17 protein-coding genes and 2 pseudogenes are annotated in these 16781 nt (G+C 69.0%); 8 read left to right on the top strand and 11 right to left on the bottom strand.

Annotated features, from left to right (window positions below):
• Positions 1 to 5: 5 nt before the first annotated feature.
• Complete coding sequence (locus tag Sru02f_RS18825) at positions 6 to 569, bottom strand: TetR/AcrR family transcriptional regulator C-terminal domain-containing protein (protein WP_244941824.1); 564 nt, start codon at positions 567 to 569, stop codon at positions 6 to 8.
• A gap of 79 nt (positions 570 to 648) precedes the next feature.
• On the opposite strand from Sru02f_RS18825, the gene Sru02f_RS18830 reads away from it, so the two are divergent.
• The gene (locus tag Sru02f_RS18830; protein ID WP_109031171.1) at positions 649 to 1896 is read left to right on the top strand and encodes an FAD-dependent monooxygenase; all 1248 of its coding nucleotides are present in this window, start codon (positions 649 to 651) and stop codon (positions 1894 to 1896) included.
• Positions 1897 to 2133: 237 nt separating this feature from the next.
• On the opposite strand, the gene Sru02f_RS18835 is transcribed toward Sru02f_RS18830, so the two are convergent.
• Positions 2134 to 3147, bottom strand: a complete 1014-nt coding sequence (locus Sru02f_RS18835) for a sporulation protein (protein WP_174855045.1) — start codon at positions 3145 to 3147, stop codon at positions 2134 to 2136.
• 589 nt (positions 3148 to 3736) lie between these two features.
• Here Sru02f_RS18835 and Sru02f_RS18840 point away from each other — a divergent pair.
• Both Sru02f_RS18840 and Sru02f_RS18845 read left to right on the top strand, forming a co-directional pair.
• Positions 3737 to 5074 (top strand): hemolysin family protein, encoded by a 1338-nt coding sequence (locus Sru02f_RS18840; RefSeq protein WP_109031173.1) that lies wholly within the window; start codon positions 3737 to 3739, stop codon positions 5072 to 5074.
• Positions 5071 to 6093 carry a hemolysin family protein gene (locus Sru02f_RS18845; protein ID WP_109031174.1) on the top strand — a complete coding sequence of 341 codons (1023 nt, stop codon included), beginning with the start codon at positions 5071 to 5073 and terminating at the stop codon, positions 6091 to 6093. The genes Sru02f_RS18840 and Sru02f_RS18845 overlap by 4 nt, the downstream gene beginning before the upstream one ends.
• A 162-nt stretch (positions 6094 to 6255) precedes the next feature.
• On the opposite strand, the gene Sru02f_RS18850 is transcribed toward Sru02f_RS18845, so the two are convergent.
• Both Sru02f_RS18850 and Sru02f_RS18855 read right to left on the bottom strand, forming a co-directional pair.
• Positions 6256 to 7032 carry a carboxylesterase family protein gene (locus Sru02f_RS18850; protein ID WP_109031175.1) on the bottom strand — a complete coding sequence of 259 codons (777 nt, stop codon included), beginning with the start codon at positions 7030 to 7032 and terminating at the stop codon, positions 6256 to 6258.
• Positions 6960 to 7696: pseudogene (locus tag Sru02f_RS18855) on the bottom strand (carboxylesterase family protein). The gene Sru02f_RS18850 and the pseudogene Sru02f_RS18855 overlap by 73 nt, the downstream one beginning before the upstream one ends.
• A gap of 297 nt (positions 7697 to 7993) precedes the next feature.
• Here Sru02f_RS18855 and Sru02f_RS18860 point away from each other — a divergent pair.
• Positions 7994 to 8740, top strand: coding sequence for a class I SAM-dependent methyltransferase (locus Sru02f_RS18860; protein WP_109031176.1), 747 nt, complete (start codon positions 7994 to 7996; stop codon positions 8738 to 8740).
• 257 nt (positions 8741 to 8997) lie between these two features.
• On the opposite strand, the gene Sru02f_RS18865 is transcribed toward Sru02f_RS18860, so the two are convergent.
• The 4 genes from Sru02f_RS18865 to Sru02f_RS18880 all read right to left on the bottom strand — a co-directional run bounded on the left by Sru02f_RS18865 (position 8998) and on the right by Sru02f_RS18880 (position 11356).
• Positions 8998 to 10011 carry a serine hydrolase gene (locus Sru02f_RS18865; RefSeq protein ID WP_109031177.1) on the bottom strand — a complete coding sequence of 338 codons (1014 nt, stop codon included), beginning with the start codon at positions 10009 to 10011 and terminating at the stop codon, positions 8998 to 9000.
• A gap of 237 nt (positions 10012 to 10248) precedes the next feature.
• Complete coding sequence (locus Sru02f_RS18870) at positions 10249 to 10446, bottom strand: hypothetical protein (protein WP_159107514.1); 198 nt, start codon at positions 10444 to 10446, stop codon at positions 10249 to 10251.
• A gap of 118 nt (positions 10447 to 10564) precedes the next feature.
• Positions 10565 to 10903 (bottom strand): YciI family protein, encoded by a 339-nt coding sequence (locus Sru02f_RS18875; protein ID WP_109031178.1) that lies wholly within the window; start codon positions 10901 to 10903, stop codon positions 10565 to 10567.
• Between the two features lie 9 nt (positions 10904 to 10912).
• Positions 10913 to 11356, bottom strand: a complete 444-nt coding sequence (locus Sru02f_RS18880; RefSeq protein ID WP_109031179.1) for a VOC family protein — start codon at positions 11354 to 11356, stop codon at positions 10913 to 10915.
• On the opposite strand from Sru02f_RS18880, the pseudogene Sru02f_RS38090 reads away from it, so the two are divergent.
• Positions 11330 to 11521: pseudogene (locus tag Sru02f_RS38090) on the top strand (winged helix-turn-helix transcriptional regulator); the annotation flags it as partial. The gene Sru02f_RS18880 and the pseudogene Sru02f_RS38090 sit on opposite strands and share 27 nt — an antisense overlap.
• Positions 11522 to 11659: 138 nt before the next feature.
• Here the strand turns inward: Sru02f_RS38090 and Sru02f_RS18885 are convergent.
• A complete protein-coding gene (locus Sru02f_RS18885) occupies positions 11660 to 12334 on the bottom strand; it encodes a TetR/AcrR family transcriptional regulator (RefSeq protein WP_109031180.1) in 675 nt (224 codons plus the stop codon).
• A gap of 283 nt (positions 12335 to 12617) precedes the next feature.
• On the opposite strand from Sru02f_RS18885, the gene Sru02f_RS18890 reads away from it, so the two are divergent.
• The 3 genes from Sru02f_RS18890 to Sru02f_RS18900 all read left to right on the top strand — a co-directional run bounded on the left by Sru02f_RS18890 (position 12618) and on the right by Sru02f_RS18900 (position 15395).
• Positions 12618 to 13553, top strand: a complete 936-nt coding sequence (locus Sru02f_RS18890) for an oxidoreductase (RefSeq protein ID WP_109031181.1) — start codon at positions 12618 to 12620, stop codon at positions 13551 to 13553.
• A gap of 42 nt (positions 13554 to 13595) precedes the next feature.
• Positions 13596 to 14150 (top strand): RICIN domain-containing protein, encoded by a 555-nt coding sequence (locus tag Sru02f_RS18895; RefSeq protein WP_159107515.1) that lies wholly within the window; start codon positions 13596 to 13598, stop codon positions 14148 to 14150.
• A gap of 156 nt (positions 14151 to 14306) precedes the next feature.
• Positions 14307 to 15395 (top strand): protein kinase family protein, encoded by a 1089-nt coding sequence (locus Sru02f_RS18900; protein ID WP_109031183.1) that lies wholly within the window; start codon positions 14307 to 14309, stop codon positions 15393 to 15395.
• A gap of 53 nt (positions 15396 to 15448) precedes the next feature.
• Here Sru02f_RS18900 and Sru02f_RS18905 read toward each other — a convergent pair whose 3' ends face one another.
• Complete coding sequence (locus tag Sru02f_RS18905) at positions 15449 to 15907, bottom strand: SMI1/KNR4 family protein (protein ID WP_174855046.1); 459 nt, start codon at positions 15905 to 15907, stop codon at positions 15449 to 15451.
• Positions 15908 to 15971: 64 nt separating this feature from the next.
• A complete protein-coding gene (locus Sru02f_RS18910) occupies positions 15972 to 16724 on the bottom strand; it encodes an SDR family oxidoreductase (protein WP_109031185.1) in 753 nt (250 codons plus the stop codon).
• Between the last annotated feature and the right edge of the window lie 57 nt (positions 16725 to 16781).

Genomic DNA, 16781 nt, shown 5'->3' on the forward strand with positions numbered 1-16781 from the left:
CACGCCTACCTCGCGTCCACATGCCGGGCCAGCCCGTCCGTGATGAGGGCCAGCCCGGCCTCGAACGCCGACTCGTGACCGATCTCCGGTACGTCGACCGGGAGGTCCGCCGTGTCACCGGCGCCGGTCTCCGCCTGCTCCTCCAGGACGCAGCCGACGGTGAAGCGGCCGGCCGCGAGCAGCGCCATCTGCGCATGGCGCTCGGGCACACCGGACGCGACGAGGAAGTCCATCTTGCGGCGGACCCGGTCGAGGTCGGTGGTGGGTCTGCTGCCGGCGTGGAGGCGTGCACCGTCACGGCGGGCGAGCAGAGTGCGTCTGAAACTGCGCGTGTTCCGCAGGAACCAGCCGTGCCAGTCCTCGTCGGGCTCCGGCAGCGGTTCGGCCGCGTGCGGGGCCATGGCGGCCTGCGCCATGGCCGTCAGGAGATCCCTCTTCGTGCGGAAGTACCAGTACAGCGACGGTTGTTCGACGCCCAGGCGCTTCGCCAGCCGCCGGGTGCTGACGCCGTCCAGTCCCACCTCGTCGAGCAGGTCGAGCGCCTCGGTGATCACCGTCTCCCGGTTCATCTTGGTCACGTTGACAACCTATCGCTGATAGATGACTCTGGGAAGGAATCATTCACCGATAGATTCTGGGGTGAGGGCGATGGCACAGCGGTCAGGGACGACCTCCCTGCGGGTTCTCGTGGGCGGCGGCGGGATCGCCGGACACGCCCTGGCGTACTGGCTGGTCAGAGGGGGGCACCGGGTGACCGTGAGGGAGCGGTACCCGGATCTGCGGGCCACCGGCGCCCAGGTCGACCTCCGGGGCCAGGGCATCGAGGCCGTCCGGCGCATGGGGCTGCTCGACACCGTCCGCGGCAAGCTCGTCGACGAGGCGGGTGTCGCCTTCCTCGACGCCCGCGGCAGGCCGAGGGCGACCCTCATGGCCAACACCTCCGGCCGGGGCCGGCAGAGCCTGACGTCCGAGTACGAGATCATGCGCGGCGACCTGGTGCGCATCCTTCACGAGGCGACCGGAAACGACGTGGAGTACGTCTACGGCACGAGCGTGGACGGCTTCGACCAGGACGAGCGCGAGGTCGTCGCCCACTGCTCCGACGGATCGTCGGAGACCTACGACCTCCTGGTCGCCGCGGACGGACAGGGCTCCCGGCTGCGGCGGGCGATCCTCCCGGACGGCACTGACCCGTACTGGCGGGTCGGCATCCACATGGCCTACTGGTTCGTCCCGCGGATCGCCTCCGACAGCAACATCCGCGACACCTGTATGGTCCCGGGCGGCCGCCAGATCATGCGCCGCAGCCACAACCCGACCGAGACACAGGTGTACTTCGTCCTGCGCGAGGACTCCGCGCAGGCATCCGCGATCCACCGCGAACCCGTCGAGAAGCAGCGGGAGTTCTGGGCCGACAGGTTCCGCGACGCCGGATGGCAGACCAAGCGCTTCGTCGACGGCATGAGGACGAGCCCGTTCTTCTACTCCCAGGAGATCGTCCAGGTGCGCACCGGCACCTGGTCCAGGGGCCGCGTGGTCCTCGCCGGCGACGCCGCGCACTGCGCATCCCCCTACAGCGGCATGGGAACCTCCGGCGGCCTGGTCGGCGCCCACGTCCTGGCCGGCGAGATCAACCGGCGCCCGGACGATCTCCCGACCGCGCTGGCGCACTACGACACCACGCTGCGGCCCTTCACCGACGAGATCCAGGGCGAGGTCAACCCGCGTCTCCTGAAACTCGCCATGCCCATGACCCAGCGGGCGATCGACGCCTTCCTCACCGTCACCGGCATGGCCACCAGGCTGCGGGTGCCCGACCTGGCCACCCGCTTCTCGAAGGGGGACCGGGGCGGCGCCTGGCGGCTCCCGCACTACCCGGAACTCCGGACCGCCTGACCGCGCCGCATCCACCGACGGCGGCGCACGCGGCGACGAGCGCGCCCGGGCACCGACGGGGCGCAGCACAAAGCCGCCGACGGCCACACCGTCCGATACGAAGGAAGGGGTTCGTACTTACTCGCCTTCCTCGCCTTCCTCGCCGTCCCCGGCTTGACCGCTGCACTGGTCCGGCATCGGTGGTCGCTTGTGCGCGACGCCGTTCAGAACCTGTGCTCCTGGGGCGGGCGCAGGCGCTCAGCCCTCGTCTTCCTCCTCGTCGTCGCCTTCGAAGAAGTCGCCGACCTCGTCGACGACTTCCGCGGCCACCATGCCGCCGACCACGCCGACCGCGAGCCCGGCCGCTCCGGCCGCGACGGCCGTGCCCACGCCCGGGCCTGAGCGATGGTCGTCGTGGTGATGACCACCGTTGCCGTGGGCGTCGTGGTGTCCGTGGTCGGCGTACGGCGTGCCGTGCCCATAAGTACCTTGCGCCCCGTACGTCGTGTGGTGCTCGACGAGCTGCCGGACCCAGCCCTCCACCTCGGTCGCCCAGTCGCGGGCGTCGTGGTGGCCGACGGCGAAGCGGGTGACGGCGTCATGGCCCGAGGAGAAGAGCCCGCCGCGCTTGTCCGCCTCCAGGACCACCTCGAGCCCGCCGGGTCCGGCCAGGAAGGTCAGCTCGATCTCGTTGAGCCGGTGGGCGTACTGCGGGGCGGGGACGAGTTCGATCTCCTGGTAGAAGGGCAGCTGCTGGCCCGTCCCGCCGATGTGCCCGTACTCCAGGTCGGCGGACTTGAAGCCGAAACCGAGCTGCCCGAAGGCTTCCAGGACGGCCTCCTGGACCGGCAGGGCCGTGACGGTGAGCTGGTCCAGGTCGCCCTTGTCCTTGGCGCCGGCGACGGCCAGCTCGGTGCGCACGCCGAGCACGATGCCCAGCGGCTGCCCGTACAGTTCGGTGATCGGCGTCTCCCAGGGCAGCGTGACCCGGAAGGGCACGCTGCGCGGTTCCTCCGCCCCGAGCCGGAAGCCGCCGCCGACGGTGAACCGGTCGAAGACGACGACGCCCTCGCTCTCCCCGTCCTCGTGCTCCGCCTCGACCCGGGCCACGAGCTCGAGGGTGATGTGCTCGATGTCGAAGTCGGCCTGCCCGCCCTGCAGGTGAACCTGACCGGTGAGCGTGCCGCCGGGCAGGACGGGAGCCGGATCGAGAACCGTGTCGACCGTGGGGGCGCCCACGCCGAGCGAGCCGAGAAGTCGCTTGAACACCATCGTGGCGTCCACTCCTTATGCGTACTTGTGTTCCATGAATTGGTGCCGTCCGATCGGAAGGGGGGCGCGCGGACGGCACGGAGCCCACCTGCCGGATGACTACTTGGCGGCTTCGAGAGCGGCGAGTGCCCGGGCCCGGCGGACGAGCTTCGATTCCGCCAGGTCCGCCACCGTCACCTTGTCGAGCTCGATCGAAACCACGTGTCGTCTCCATCGGTGTGCGGCCCGGGTTGTGCCCGGCCCTGTTTCTACAAACGAGTAGAAGCATAGAGTTGACCCGACGGGCAGGGAGCGCGTCCCGGCGTGCCGCGTCCGGAAAGGCCGAAAGACGTTCCTGACCTGGCCAAAGAGGCCCCTCCCGAGGGTGTCGGCCTGCGGTGATCTGCCAGGACGGAGCAGGCAGCGGTCCCGACACAGGGCCGAGGCGTGCCGGTGTCGGGAACGCGTTTTCGGCCACAATCGTTCTCTGTCCGCACATCTACCGAGGGAGCCAGAGCTTGTCCGCCAGACCGACGGACCCCGCGGGGCACAGTCCTCGACCATTGCGCCCAGTACTTCCTGAGCACGGCAGGCAGTGGGGTGATGTGGGATGAGCGCCGTGGAAGCCTGGCTGGGTGTACTGGCCGTCTTCGTACTGACCGCGGGTACCGGGTATTTCGTCGCCCAGGAGTTCGCCTACGTCTCGGCCGACCGGCTCGCTCTCGCCCGCCAGGCCGAGGAGGGGGACAAGAAGGCCGCGCGCGCCCTGAGGGTGCTGGAGCGGCTGTCGTTCATGCTCTCGGGCGCCCAGCTCGGCATCACGGTGACCGGTCTGGTGGTCGGCTTCATCGCCGAGCCGTCCGTCTCCGCGCTGCTGCGGCCCGTACTGTCCGGCGTCGGCATCCCCGACGGCGCCGTCACCGGCATCTCCGTCGTCCTCGCCTTCGTCCTCGCCACGGTCGTGCAGATGGTGCTGGGCGAGCTGGCCCCGAAGAACCTCGCCATCGCCGTCCCGGAAAGGCTGGCCAAGGCACTGGCCGGTTCCACACTGGGCTACCTGAAGGTGGTCGGCCCGGTCGTCCGGATCTTCGACGGGGCGGCCAACAGGCTGCTGCGCGGGGTCGGTATCGAACCGGTCGAGGAACTGCACCACGGGGCCACCCTGGAGGAGCTGGGCCACCTGATCGGCGAGTCCCACGAACAGGGGGAGCTGCCGCGGGGAACGGCCCGGCTGCTCGACCACGCGCTGGAGTTCTCCGAGCGGACGCTGCACGAGGTGATGGTGCCGCGCGCCGACGCGGTCTTCGTCCGCAAGGACGCCACGGCCGCCGAGGCCGTCACCCTCATCGCCAAGCACGGCCACTCCAACTACCCCGTACTCGGCGACCATCCGGACGACGTCGCGGGCGTACTGGGTGTGCGGGAGCTGATGGGACTGCCCGCCGGGCAGGTCACCGTCACCACGGCCGGGGCAGCGGCCCGGCGGCCCCTGCTGCTGCCCGACACCCTGCCACTGCCGGATGCCGTGGAGCGGATGCGCGAGGACGACGACGAGTTCGCCGTCGTCCTGGACGAGCACGGAGGCGTGGCCGGCGTCGTCACCTACGAGGACATCGCCGAGGAACTGGTGGGTGACATCGCCGACGAGTCGGACACCGTCACCGAGGTGGCCGTCGCGGACGGCGAGGGCTGGCTGGTGGACGCCGGGCGCCGCCTGGACGAGGTGGCCGAGGCCACCGGCGTCGAGCTGCCCGAGGAGGACGACTACGAAACCGTGGCCGGGCTCATCGTCGACCGGCTCGGCCGTTTCCCGGCGATCGGGGACCGGCTCACCGTGGACCTGCGTGGAGGCGGCAGCGCCGTGATCGACGTACGCACGCTGGACCGGCACGTGCCCGAGCGGATCCGGATCGAGTGGCTGGCCGAGAAGGCGGAGGAGCAGGCATGAGTTTCCCGTTGGCTCTTTTCGTCACCGTCCTGCTGCTCGTCGGCAGTGGGTTCTTCGTCGCGGCCGAGTTCGCGCTGGTCGCCGCCAAACGGCACCGCATGGAGAAGGCCGTGGCCGACGGGCAGCGTGGCGCCAAGGCCGCACTGGCCGGCATGCGGGAACTCTCGCTGATGCTGGCCGGCGCCCAGCTCGGCATCACCGTGTGCACGCTGGGACTCGGCTCGGTGTCCAAGCCCGCGATCTCCCACGAACTCGATCCCCTGCTGCACGAGCTGGGCCTGCCCACCGCGCTCAGCTACGGCGTGGCCTTCGCCGTGGCGATGATCGTCGTGGTGTTCCTCCACATGGTCCTCGGCGAGATGGCGCCCAAGTCCTGGGCGATCGCCCACCCCGAGCGCTCCGCGATGCTGCTGGCCCCGCCCTTCCGCGCCGTCGCGACCGCCGTACGGCCGCTGATCTGGGTCCTCAACCGCATCAGCAACGCCCTGGTCCGCCTCTGCCGGGTCGCCCCGCGCGACGAACTGGCCTCCGTCCACAACCGGGACCAGCTCACCCACCTGGTGGAGGAGTCCGAACGGCTCGGTCTGATCAGCGAGACCGACTCCGACCTGCTGACCCGGTCACTGACCGAGCCCGAGACGCCCGTGCGCGACCTGATGACCCCGGCCGCCGGCATCGTCGCGGTCGACGCCGGTGCCGAGGCGGAGGAGATCCTCGGCCTGGCCGCCGCGCACGACCGCACCCGGCTGCTGGTCCGCCAGGAGGACGCGATTCTCGGTTCCGTGCACGCCCGCGACGTCCTGGTGGCGCGAGCGCAAGGGCGAGCGACCGGCGCCCGCGCGCTGGCACGCCCCGTGCCCGAACTGGCGGAGGACGCCACGGTCGCCGAGGCCATCGAGGTCCTGCGCCGACGGCGGGCGTCGCTCGCCGTGGTCCGCGACGGCGCGGGGCGGCTCACCGGCATCGTGAGCCTGGACGACCTGCTGGCCCGCTACCTCCAGCCCCCGCAGGCCGCATAGCGACCCGGCTCATTCGGTCCGAGCGCCCCGTCACCCGGAGGGCGCTCTGTGCGCGGGCCGAGCGGGCCGACCAGCCATGTGAAGGAGGCGTGCATCGGCGGGCCGGGGCCACTCCGGAATCTCGCCGTCGACCCCTGCTCGACACCTGCGTGCGCGCTGTGGTCAGTCCAGGGACTTCCAGAAGTCGTACTGGTGGTCCTTGGCGAAGTCGACCGGGTGCACGCCGTCCGGTCCCGAGGCGAGGGACTGCGCGTTAGGGGAGGCGGTGGTGGTGGGCTTCCACGGGGCCTTGCCGGTGCGGGCGAAGTTCGACCAGATGCGGATCATCGCGTCGGAGAGAGCCTGCTGGGGCTCGGTGAGCGGGTCGAACTCGGTGAGTTCGAAAAGGTAGGGCAGCTCGAACGTGTGCGTGGCTGCCATCGGGAACGACGGCTTGGGGTACGTCGCGGCATCCGCGTACCAAGGAGTCTCGTGGTCGGCGAACTCGTACGTGTAGGTACGGACACCCCGAGCAAGCGTCCGACCGGTGTCGACTGTGCGCCGGGCCTGGTCGGCGTCGGTGAGTACCGCTCCCAGTGCCAGGGCCGGGCTGCCGTCGTAGGCGCTGACGGGGTAGCGGGCGGCGATGGCGACGGCCTTGCGCGGGCCGAACTCCTGTTCCAGACGGGCGCGGTAGTCGGCCTGGTCGAGCACCGCTTCCGGGTCCCCGGTGGCTCCCTTCTTGCCCATCTCCGCCGCATACGCTCCCGCCCGGCCTTCGTGGCGGTTGATGCCCTGGAGTACGGGCACCTTGTTGTACTGCCCGGTGCGAAAGCCTCTTGCGGCGTGCGCGGCAGCAGGGTGCCGCCGTAGACCGGCCCGTAGGGTTAGGGGCTCTGGCCGAAGCCGTACACCAGGTGCTCGGGCCCGGCCGAGGACGGGGCGACCATGTGAGCGCAGGTGCTGTGGGCGCCGGCGGACTGGCCGAAGAGCGTGACGTTGTCCGGGTCACCGCCGAAGGCGGCGGCGTTGCGCCGCACCCAGCGCAGGGCTGCCTGCTGGTCGAGGAAGCCGTAGTTGCCGGACTCGCCGCGCGCCTCCAGGGCCGGATGGGCGCGATATCCGAGGGCACTGAGGCGGTAGTTGACCGTCACCACGATCACATCGCCCCGGGCGGCCAGCTGCTGGGCGCCGTGCATGGCGCCGGAACCGTCGGTGTGGTCGCCGCCGTGCAGGTAGACCATGACGGCTCTGGGCTCGGCGGCGGGGGTGCGCGGGGTGGTGACGTTCAGATAGAGGCAGTCCTCGTTGGATGAGCGGGACCTGCCGGCCGGACGGAGCCGGTCTGCGGACAGGCGCTGCCCGGCCGGGTGGCATCGCGGACGCCGGACCAGCGGGCCGCGGGTGCGGGAGGCGTCCAGCGCCGATCGCCGGTGGGCGCGGCGGCGTAGGGAATGCCCCGGAAGGCGCGCACCGGGCCGGTCGTCGTGCCACGTACGGCGCCCTTGTCGGTCCGTACCACCGAGTTGTCACCGTGTTCCGCGGCGGCGACGGTGCCCGTCGCGGCCACGGTTGCCGCAGTGAGACCGAGGGTGACGGCCATGTGTGCTGTCCGCTTCAACATGATGCTCAATGTATGGAGTTGGAGATCTTGCCAGGAGCCGGTCAGCCACCGTCCCCGGGGTGGGGACAGCCACAGGGCCGAGCTCCGTCGAACCGGACGACGGCCCCTCCGACGCAGACAGCGAACGCGCCGGGAGAGCCCCCGCTACACCCGACCGAAGTACCCGGCCGCTCGGGTGCGGACGGGGCGTTCCGGCCCTTGACGAATGGCTGGGCGGACGCGGCGTCGGGGTCATGTCTTGACGTGGTCTTTTGGCATCCTCGTTCCTATGATCGGTATTGGTCGAAAGGGGGCCGGATGGACCGGACCGTACGCACCGTCGAGGACGTTCTCGCGCTCTTGGACGGGCTCTTCGTATCCGAATCCGAGGCCAGTCGCTCGGCGACAGGCGACGGCAGGGGCTTCTGGGACCGTTTCTATGCCGACCGGTCAAGGCCCGTCCCCTTCTTCGTGTCGAAGCCGGACGAGAACCTGGCTGCCTACCTCGACCAGGGCCTGATCGCACCCGGCCGGGTCCTGGACCTGGGATGCGGGCCGGGGCGCAATGCCGTGTACCTCGCTGAACGCGGCTTCGAGGTGGACGCAGTCGACCTCTCCCCGGTGGCCGTCGCCTGGGGGGAGGACCGGGCTCACGAGGCGGGAGTCGACGTCCGCTTCCTGTGCGGCGATGCTTTCGCACTCCCCGCTGCCGAGTTGAGCGGCCCGTACGACCTGGTCGTCGACTCGGGTTGCTTCCACCACCTGCCGCCGCACCGCCGGGTCAGCTACCTGGCCCTCCTCGACCGGGTCCTCGCCCCTGGCGGCCATCTCGCACTGACCTGCTTCGCCGCCGGCGAGGGGGGAATGGGGTCGGAACTCACGGACGCTGACCTCTACTGCGAACGCGAGTTGCAGGGCGGCCTCGCCTACACCCCCGAATCACTGCGCTGGATCTTCTCGGACCTGGTGGAGGTGGAACTGCGCCGCATGCGGGAGGAGCCCCCAGAGTCAGCGCTGTTTGGCGTGACCTTCCTGTGGACCGCGTTGTTCCGCCGGATGATGTAGCGGCGGACACGCTGCCCTGCTTCTCGTGGCTGGCGTGATCGGCGCCGTCGGGGGTGAGGTAGCGCAAGGCAGTGAGCCTGCCCTATCGAGCCGGCTTTCCGGTCGACGGGGCCATAAGCGATGTTGAACGTGTCCAGCCAGCAGACGACCCGGTACAACGCCCCCTCCGTGGACGGCACCAAGACTTTCAAGGTCAGCCGGGCGGCCGAACCGCGCGCGAAACGGTTCGAGAAGGCGGTTCTGCCCTGCTCCGGGCATCAAGTAGTGGGATTCTCCTTGAGCTTTCGGGAGAACGCCGTCGCGGACGCGCGTGTTGCCTGCTCCACGATGCTGATGCCGACCTCCTGGGTGCTGCAGTTGTTGAGGAGTACCGCCATCAGATAGACGCGACCGTCATGCTGTATCCGACCGATGCTGTTGACGTCCCACTTCTTGGTCTGAGTCCGCTTGAGCCAACCGTTCTTCAGTGCGGTCGTGCCCGAGTCGGCTGCTGCGGACACGCCCCACGTCTGGCTTCCCACGACGTGCTGCATCAGGTCCTGGATGTAGGCACGCGACGCCTCGCTCAGGGGCGACTTGTCGCCGAACACGGACTGGAGCAGACGTATCTGATCTTCCGCCGTGGTCTGGGTGATGCCCCAGACGGTTCCTTCACCGCCCTGTGTCTGGATCAGGCCGAGCCGTTCGTTGGCAGCGTCGAGCCCGGGGGCACTGCCTATCCGGGTCCACAGCGCACTGGTGGAGTCGTTGTCGCTCTTCTGGATCATGGCAGCGGACTGGGCGCGCTCCTCGGTGGTCAACCGCCGCCCCTCGTCCTGGGCCTGGAGCAGCAGGGTCGCCAGGATGTCCACCTTCACGATGCTGGCGGTGTCGAAAGCGTCGTGTCCGTACGTCGCCATGGCACCGCTCTCGACGTCCAGCATCGCCACCGACATCCGGTTGTCGCCGAAGAGCGCGGTCACGGGGGCCAGAGCCGGTTCGAGGTCGAACGGCTTCAGCGTCGAGGTGGGCGACGGCACCGGTTCCGGCGTGTCCGCAGGCGCCTCACCTGCCTTCGCCCGCGCCGAGACGGCCGGTGAGGACGGAGCCTTCGCCGGGGCGGGCGCGGACGACTCACCGGAGTCGGTCCCGGTGATGGCATAGGTGGCGGCGCCACTGATCAGGACCACCGAGGTCACAGTCCACGTGATGCGGCGTCGCCTGGCCCTGCGGCGACGCCGTTGCTCCCGGCGGGAGCGGCCACGTCGCCGAGCAGGTGGGTTCTCATGCACGGGTGCGATGATAATCGAATCAAGGTTCGAGGTTGCGCGGCGCCTCGGGCTTCGCAGACACGGCGTACGGCGTCGTCGGTGTTCGCCGTCGCCGTCTCGGTCGCCTGGAGGACGACGCCGCTGCCTGATGGTCGAGCACATGGACGAACGACTTTCCTGCGTACTGCCGCATGTAGAGCAGGCGAGGCATCCTCCAGCAGGGCGGCACGATCACTTACCTGCAGGTCATGGCGGTGTTCACCGAGGCCGACCATCCGCTGCGTGCGCGGCCCCAGCCTCGGCGTCGTAGTCGACCGGCATCACCACCACCTGTGGGCGCACGCGTTCGCACGCCGGAACAACTGGCGCGTCATCAGCAAGCAGCGCATGCACGCGCGTCACGCAGCCGCGCCCGTTGGCGCCCTGCTCGTGCTGACCAACATCGAAGTCGGACATCGAAGTCGGACGCTGACCGACGGACTTCGCCGCAGACAGCCGCCTACGAGGAGCCTCTGTAGGCGAGTCGATCACCGGCGCCCATTGGACAGGTGCCGATTGTCCCGGCCGGGATCGTTCATGCGGGGAGGGCGTCTCCGGGGAAGCCGTGGCACGGGTGAACCTCGCAACTCATCATCCCTGCTCGCACGCAGGGGTCTCCGGCCATGATCTCCGCGGCTTCCTCGGCCGGCACAGTCATGATCGCGACGCCGGCCACGGTGTCGGAGGCGACCGGGCACAGGATCGCGATCACCCCCTCAGCACGCAGCGACACCATGCGCCGCTGGTGTTCGAGTTCGATCGCGTCCGCCCCGTCCATGGTCCGCTCCGGCCCCCACCGAAGGAACGCCAGGCTGTACGGCTTCGCGGTCGCGGCCAGAGCCCGAACCTGTTCGTCAGTCACGGTGGTGCTCATGATGTCCCCTCACTTCTCGATGCGCTCGGCCAGCGAGACGATGATTCCCTCTGGCCCGCGGACGTAGGCCATCCGCCACACGCCTTCGTATTCGCCGATGCCCCCCACCAGGCCGTAGCCGTCGACGACTGCATGGTCAACCGCGGCCTGGAGGTCGTGCACCTCGAAGGCGATGTTGCGCAGGCCGAGCTCGTTCGCCGGCGCGGCAGGCGAACCCGGAAGGTGGTCCGGCCGCGTGAAGCTCGACAGCTCCAGCGTCGTACCTCCGCCGGGCGGACGCAGCATGACGATCTCGGTGCGGGCGTCGGTCATGCCGATCACCGTGTCCAGGAACTCGCCTTCGACGGCCATCTTCCGATCGGCCTCCAGACCGAGACTGACGAAGAACGCCGTCACGGCGTCGAGGTCGGAGACCGTGATGCCGACGTGGTCGAAGCGTCTGATGAATGTCATCGAATCCCCTCCGGGACTTCTTCGGAAGACGTGATCGGCGAGCCCTGGTCGCTGCTGATCCTGCGCGACGTGTGGGCCGGGGTGTGCCGCTTCGACCATATCCAGGCCGACCTCGGCATTTCGCGCAAGGTACTCACCGAACGGCTCAGCGACGAGTGTGACGCGGCGGCGCGGGGGAGTCCTGGATGGAGCGGTCTCCGGTGGGCCGGAAGTCGCAGCCGGGGCGGGGACCGCTCCCGGTCCCGGTGCCACCACCGCCGCCGTCACCGTCGGCTGGGCCCAGCGGGTGCTGCCTGGACGGGCTCAGGCGGAGGCGCGGGCGATGGTGCCTGCGGTGAGCGTGGCCAGCATCTCCTGCAGGGTGGTCACGAAGTCCAGCTTGAACGCGGTGAGCGAGGGGTCGGCTTCGTAGGCGGCGAGCATCGCGGGGGAGGGCCGCGCGTGTGTCCATACGGCCCCGACCGCCATGATCATGGCTGCGGTCAACTGTGGTGCTCTGTCGCCCAGCTCAGGGAGGTGCTGGTGGGCCAACGCCGCGATGTCGGCGACGTTGGCGACGGCTGCGCGCTTGTAACGGGCGGCCACCTGCGGAGAAACGTTGTGCTCCAGCACGCCCGCCTGCGCGCTGAGCAAGTCACACAGGACCTGGCGCCGGGCGAGGGAGGCCGCGATGACGGCGGCGAACTGCTCTGCCCGCCGGCTCACCGGAGCTGCCCGGTCGACGCCGGCGTGCACAAGGGCAGGCAGGTCGGCCACCCACTGCTGCCAGGCACGGTCGAGCAGCTCCAGCAGGATGGCCTCGCGCGATTCGAAGTAGCGCAGCACATTGGATTTCGCCAGCCCGACGCGGCGGCTCAGCTCGTTCAGGCTGACCTCTCCGATGGGCATCTCCTCGAGCATGGCGGCGGTGGTGTCGAGGATGGCCTGGCGCCGTACCTCACGCTGCTCCTCACTGCGCGCGCGCTGGAAGTTCGTCATGCCCCCAGGCTACAGACTGCCGGTCTTTTGACATCAGACCGGCGGTCTTCTACGTTTGGCTCCAGCCGAACAGACCGCCGGTCTGAAAAGAGGGGGCAGGTCTTGGGCTGCGCACGAGGACCCCAGGACCGACGCGCCCTTCATCGAGGAAGTCGTCTACAGGGACTGTCTCGACGTTGTCGACCAGTTCTGGGCGGACGACACGACCTGGCGCGGCGGCAGCCCGGGAGAACTCCGGCTACAGCGACGCATGACCGAGCACAAGTCAAACCATCCGAGGAGCGTGACGACAGTGAACCACTGGACCCCCGGTGACATCCCCGACCAGGCCGGCCGCACCGCGCTGATCACCGGCGGGAACAGCGGGATCGGACTCGAGACCGCCCACGCGCTCGCCCGGCACGGGGCCCGCGTCATCCTGGCCGGCCGCAGTCAGACCAGGCTGGACCAGGCCGCGGAGGCTGTGCGCGCCGCGACCCCAGAGGCCCGGACGGACACCCTCGTGCTCGACCTCTCCGACCTCTCCTCCGTCCGCGACACCGCCACTCGGATCGCCGAGACCGAGACGGTCGACCTGCTCTTCAACAACGCGGGCGTGATGAACCTGCCCGAGCGGCGAACCACCCACGACGGCCTCGAGATGACGGTCGGCACCAATCACCTCGGCCACTTCGCCTTCAACGCCCAGGTCTGGCCGGCCGTGCGCCGCTCGACCGCAGCGCGCGTGATCACCGTCAGTGCCATCGCGGCGCGGTGGCCGATGGGCAGGCTGGAGGACCTGATGAGTGAAAAGAGCTACCGCGCCATGGGCGCCTACGCCAAGTCCAAGCGCGCCAACATCGTCTACACCCTCGAACTCGCGCGCCGCACTGCGAGCAGCCCCGTCGAGGCACTCGTCGTGCACCCGGGGTCGGCGATGACCAATCTCCAGCAGCACGGCACCGGCAGCCTGAGCCGCCTGGTGACCCCGATCGCCGCACGCCTGCTCATGGGCTCTGCCGAGGGCGCCGCTTGGCCTTCTCTGTATGCGGCGACCAGTCCGCACGTCCAGTCGGGCTGGTTCATCGGCCCCGCCGGACGCGACCAGACTTCCGGCACCCCCAGGCCCGCCAAGCTCCCCACAGACGCCGACGACCCCGCGGCGGGCAGGCGGCTCTGGGCGGCGAGCGAACAGCTCACGGGTGTCCCTTTCGACATCGAAGCAGGGGCCGCCATCTAAGTGTCCCCAACGGCGTTCCGGCTCCAGCACTACACTGGGTTCGTGACAGATGCAGACCGTCGAATCGGCGCGGAAATCAGTCCCTTTCCACCTTTTCTGAAGATCACCACCACCGATGTGGGTGCGATCTTCCGGCGGCGTCGACGCAGCGTCACACAGACGGGCCCGTTCCTCATCATATCCGTGGATTCCGGCCTTGCGATGGACACGGCCTTCCGGACCGAGGACAGTTCACATCCGCATCTGTGGACAGCGCACGGTCAGGTCCATCAGTTGTGGCGGCTCATTCCCTCGGGGCATGAAGGCGAAGTGCGCATCGTCTCCCTCAGCAACAACCTGTTTCTCGACGGCCGCGGCAGTCACGAGGGGGATCATCCGCAGATGTGCGCCGAGACCAATGGGCCGCGGCAGCGGTGGCGCCTCAAGCCGGCTCCCGGCCATCGCGCGCACTATCTTGAGAACGCCGCAACCGGTCTGGTGCTCGACAGGCCGCATGAAGCGGAGCGTGGCACCTGGCCGGTGCTGTGGAGCGAACACTCTGGTGTCAATCAACACTGGTTGCTCGTCATGCCCTTCGCCGCACCGCCTACTGCCTGACCGGTCGGCCTGCGGAGAAGCAGACCGGCGGTGGAGGTTCCTTGAGGAGTCGTCTGGCGTCGGCACGGGGTCATTTGACGTCGGCTTCGGGAGTCGCTTTCAAGGCTCTGGCCTGATCAACAGAATCCGGGTTTTGACGTCAGTCTGGAGCCGCCGATGGATGTGACCGAGTCAGGGCATGCCGCGCGAGTGTCCGCCTACGCGGCCGTGGGATCACGGCTGTCCCTGTTGAGTGACCGTCGGCTTGGGGATGCGGTGTCCGCGGCGCCGAGTCTCGGCCGCGGTATCGGCGGTAGGGCGGCGGAGTTGGACGTCGAGGGGATGCGCGTCTTCGTCAAGCGGGTCCCGCTGACAGACATCGAGTTGCGGCCGGAGCACGTGCGGTCGACAGCCAATGTGTTCGATCTCCCTCTCTTCTACCAGTACGGCGTGGGGTCGACGGGGTTCGGTGCCTGGCGTGAGCTGGCCGCGCACATCTTGACGACGGGATGGGCACTGAAGAACGAGTACGCGGGTTTCCCGCTGCTGTATCACTGGCGGGTATTGCCGGACAGTCCTCCTGCCGGCTTCGTTGACGGGTTCGGCGGAGTGGAGGGCGCCGTGGCACATTGGGAGGGATCGTCGGCCGTGCGTCGTCGGCTGGAGGCCATCGGTAGCTCCTCCTTCAGCCTGGTGCTCTTCCTGGAGCACGTGCCACAGACGCTCGCCGAGTGGCTGGTCGACAGCCGAGACGCGACCCCACGGCAGTCGGGCGAGTCGCCCTATCCGTGGGTCGAGAATGCGCTGTCCCGGGGGACGGAGTTGATGAGCGCGCGCGGACTGGTCCACTTCGACGCGCACTTCGCCAATCTGCTCACCGACGGACAGCGGGTGTACTTCGCGGACTTCGGGCTCGCGTTGAGCCGCGATTTCGAACTCTCGTCGGAGGAGCGTGATTTCCTCGATGATCACCTCGTGTACGACCGCTCCTACGCACCGAACCACCTGCTTCGCCACCACCTGCCACACCACGTGCGCGGTGGCACCGAACACGGAGCCTTCCTGCGCGAATGGGTCGACGGCTGCCAACCCGCCGACATTGCGCCCGACATCGGCGCGATCATCGACCGTCACGCTCCGCACGCAATCGTGCTGGACGACTTCCATCACCGACTGCTTACCCAGAGCAAGCGCACTCCCTTCCCCGCAGCTGAGGTCGAGCGGGCGTTGGCTGGTGGTCCAGGTGAGCAGGGCAGCAGCCTCTGAGCTGGACATAGCTCACTCACGGCAGCTAATACAACGACCCGCCGAGGCACCAACTACAGGCACCCCGGATCGCCGTCGGTGACGAACCGTGTCAGGGAACTTTCCAGCAGTTCGAGAAACTGCCGCAGGTCATCAGCTACCCGGTCGAGTTCGGGTTCGTCCAGCGACGACGTCCGTGTCCGGTGGATCAATCCGCCAGGGCCGGCGACATAGGACAGGCCTCCACCGTTGGAGCCGATGACCAGACCACGGTTCTTCTGGCCGGCATCGACATCGACAGTGCCGTAGTGCTTGAACCGCAGAAGGACATCGGCTGCAGGGTCGACGAAGCAGCCGTTACCGACGTCCGCCCAGGTGACCTCGCCGATGCTGCCGTAGAAGGTGACCAGGTCGGCAGGGACGAGGCCGTCCCGGGCGAGCGTGCGAGCCGCGGCCCGGTCGGCGCTGTCGGCCAGCCGTACCTCGTTGACTCCCGGGGGAAAGCCGTGCCGGCGCTCGAAGTCGTCTGTCATTGCCTCCAGGGTCTCCGAGACCCTGCTGGCCCACGAGGCCACCCAGGCGGGAGAAAGCGAACGATCACTCATGAGGTCGGATCATGGCACGGGAGCGACGGGCGACGAGGTCGTCATAGGTGCCGTCGCGCTCGGCCCAGCGGTGCGTGAGGACGCCCTTTACGAGGATTTCGTGGGGGGTGGGGTCCTGCGCCAGCAGGTGCATTACCTCGGTGGCGAAGTCATCGAGTGGCAGCGCGTGCGGATTCACCTCCTCCTGTCCCGCCGTGGCGACGGCCGGCGGGACCAGCTCGACGACGCCGACACCGGTGCCGTCGAGTTGCGCGCGCAGGGCCTCGGAGTAGGCGTGCACCGCGGCCTTGGAGGCGGCGTAGCTGGGCATGGGCGGAAACGGCAGGAAGGCGATGCCGGAGGAGACGGTGATGAAGGTACCGGCGCCCCGTCGGACCAGGTGGGGGGTGAAGGCGTCGATGACCCGGATGGTGCCGAGCAGGTTGGTGTCGATCGTCGTGTCGGCCGCCTCGAAGTGCGCGGGATCGCGCAGGTCCTCAAGGAGCATGACGCCCGACATGGTCACCACGGTGTCCAGCTCGGGATACCGGTCGAGCACGGCGTCACGCAGGGACTCGACGGAGAAACTGTCGGTAACGTCTGCAAGGAAGGTACCCAAGCCTTCTTCGGCGAGTTCCGAAAGCGCTCTCGGACTGCGGCCGGCGACGGCCACGACGCTGCCCGCAGCGGCGAACCGGCACGCGAGCTCTCGCCCGATGCCCGAGGTTCCGCCGACGATGAGAACGGTGCGGTTGGAGAGATCCACGAGTTCTTCCCTTCAGTCCGGGGCGACGACGGCGTGCAGCCCCGTGGCGCGGACAGT

It is taken from the genome of Streptomyces rubrogriseus, from assembly GCF_027947575.1.
GTDB lineage: Bacteria > Actinomycetota > Actinomycetes > Streptomycetales > Streptomycetaceae > Streptomyces > Streptomyces rubrogriseus.

Bases quoted from the DNA above. Each gene is read 5' to 3' on its own strand.
- Sru02f_RS18825 (WP_244941824.1), bottom strand. From the start codon at position 569: ATGAACCGGGAGACGGTGATCACCGAGGCGCTCGACCTGCTCGACGAG.
- Sru02f_RS18830 (WP_109031171.1), top strand. From the start codon at position 649: ATGGCACAGCGGTCAGGGACGACCTCCCTGCGGGTTCTCGTGGGCGGC.
- Sru02f_RS18835 (WP_174855045.1), bottom strand. From the start codon at position 3,147: ATGGTGTTCAAGCGACTTCTCGGCTCGCTCGGCGTGGGCGCCCCCACG.
- Sru02f_RS18840 (WP_109031173.1), top strand. From the start codon at position 3,737: ATGAGCGCCGTGGAAGCCTGGCTGGGTGTACTGGCCGTCTTCGTACTG.
- Sru02f_RS18845 (WP_109031174.1), top strand. From the start codon at position 5,071: ATGAGTTTCCCGTTGGCTCTTTTCGTCACCGTCCTGCTGCTCGTCGGC.
- Sru02f_RS18860 (WP_109031176.1), top strand. From the start codon at position 7,994: ATGGACCGGACCGTACGCACCGTCGAGGACGTTCTCGCGCTCTTGGAC.
- Sru02f_RS18870 (WP_159107514.1), bottom strand. From the start codon at position 10,446: ATGTCCGACTTCGATGTTGGTCAGCACGAGCAGGGCGCCAACGGGCGC.
- Sru02f_RS18875 (WP_109031178.1), bottom strand. From the start codon at position 10,903: ATGAGCACCACCGTGACTGACGAACAGGTTCGGGCTCTGGCCGCGACC.
- Sru02f_RS18880 (WP_109031179.1), bottom strand. From the start codon at position 11,356: ATGACATTCATCAGACGCTTCGACCACGTCGGCATCACGGTCTCCGAC.
- Sru02f_RS18885 (WP_109031180.1), bottom strand. From the start codon at position 12,334: ATGACGAACTTCCAGCGCGCGCGCAGTGAGGAGCAGCGTGAGGTACGG.
- Sru02f_RS18900 (WP_109031183.1), top strand. From the start codon at position 14,307: ATGGATGTGACCGAGTCAGGGCATGCCGCGCGAGTGTCCGCCTACGCG.
- Sru02f_RS18905 (WP_174855046.1), bottom strand. From the start codon at position 15,907: ATGACAGACGACTTCGAGCGCCGGCACGGCTTTCCCCCGGGAGTCAAC.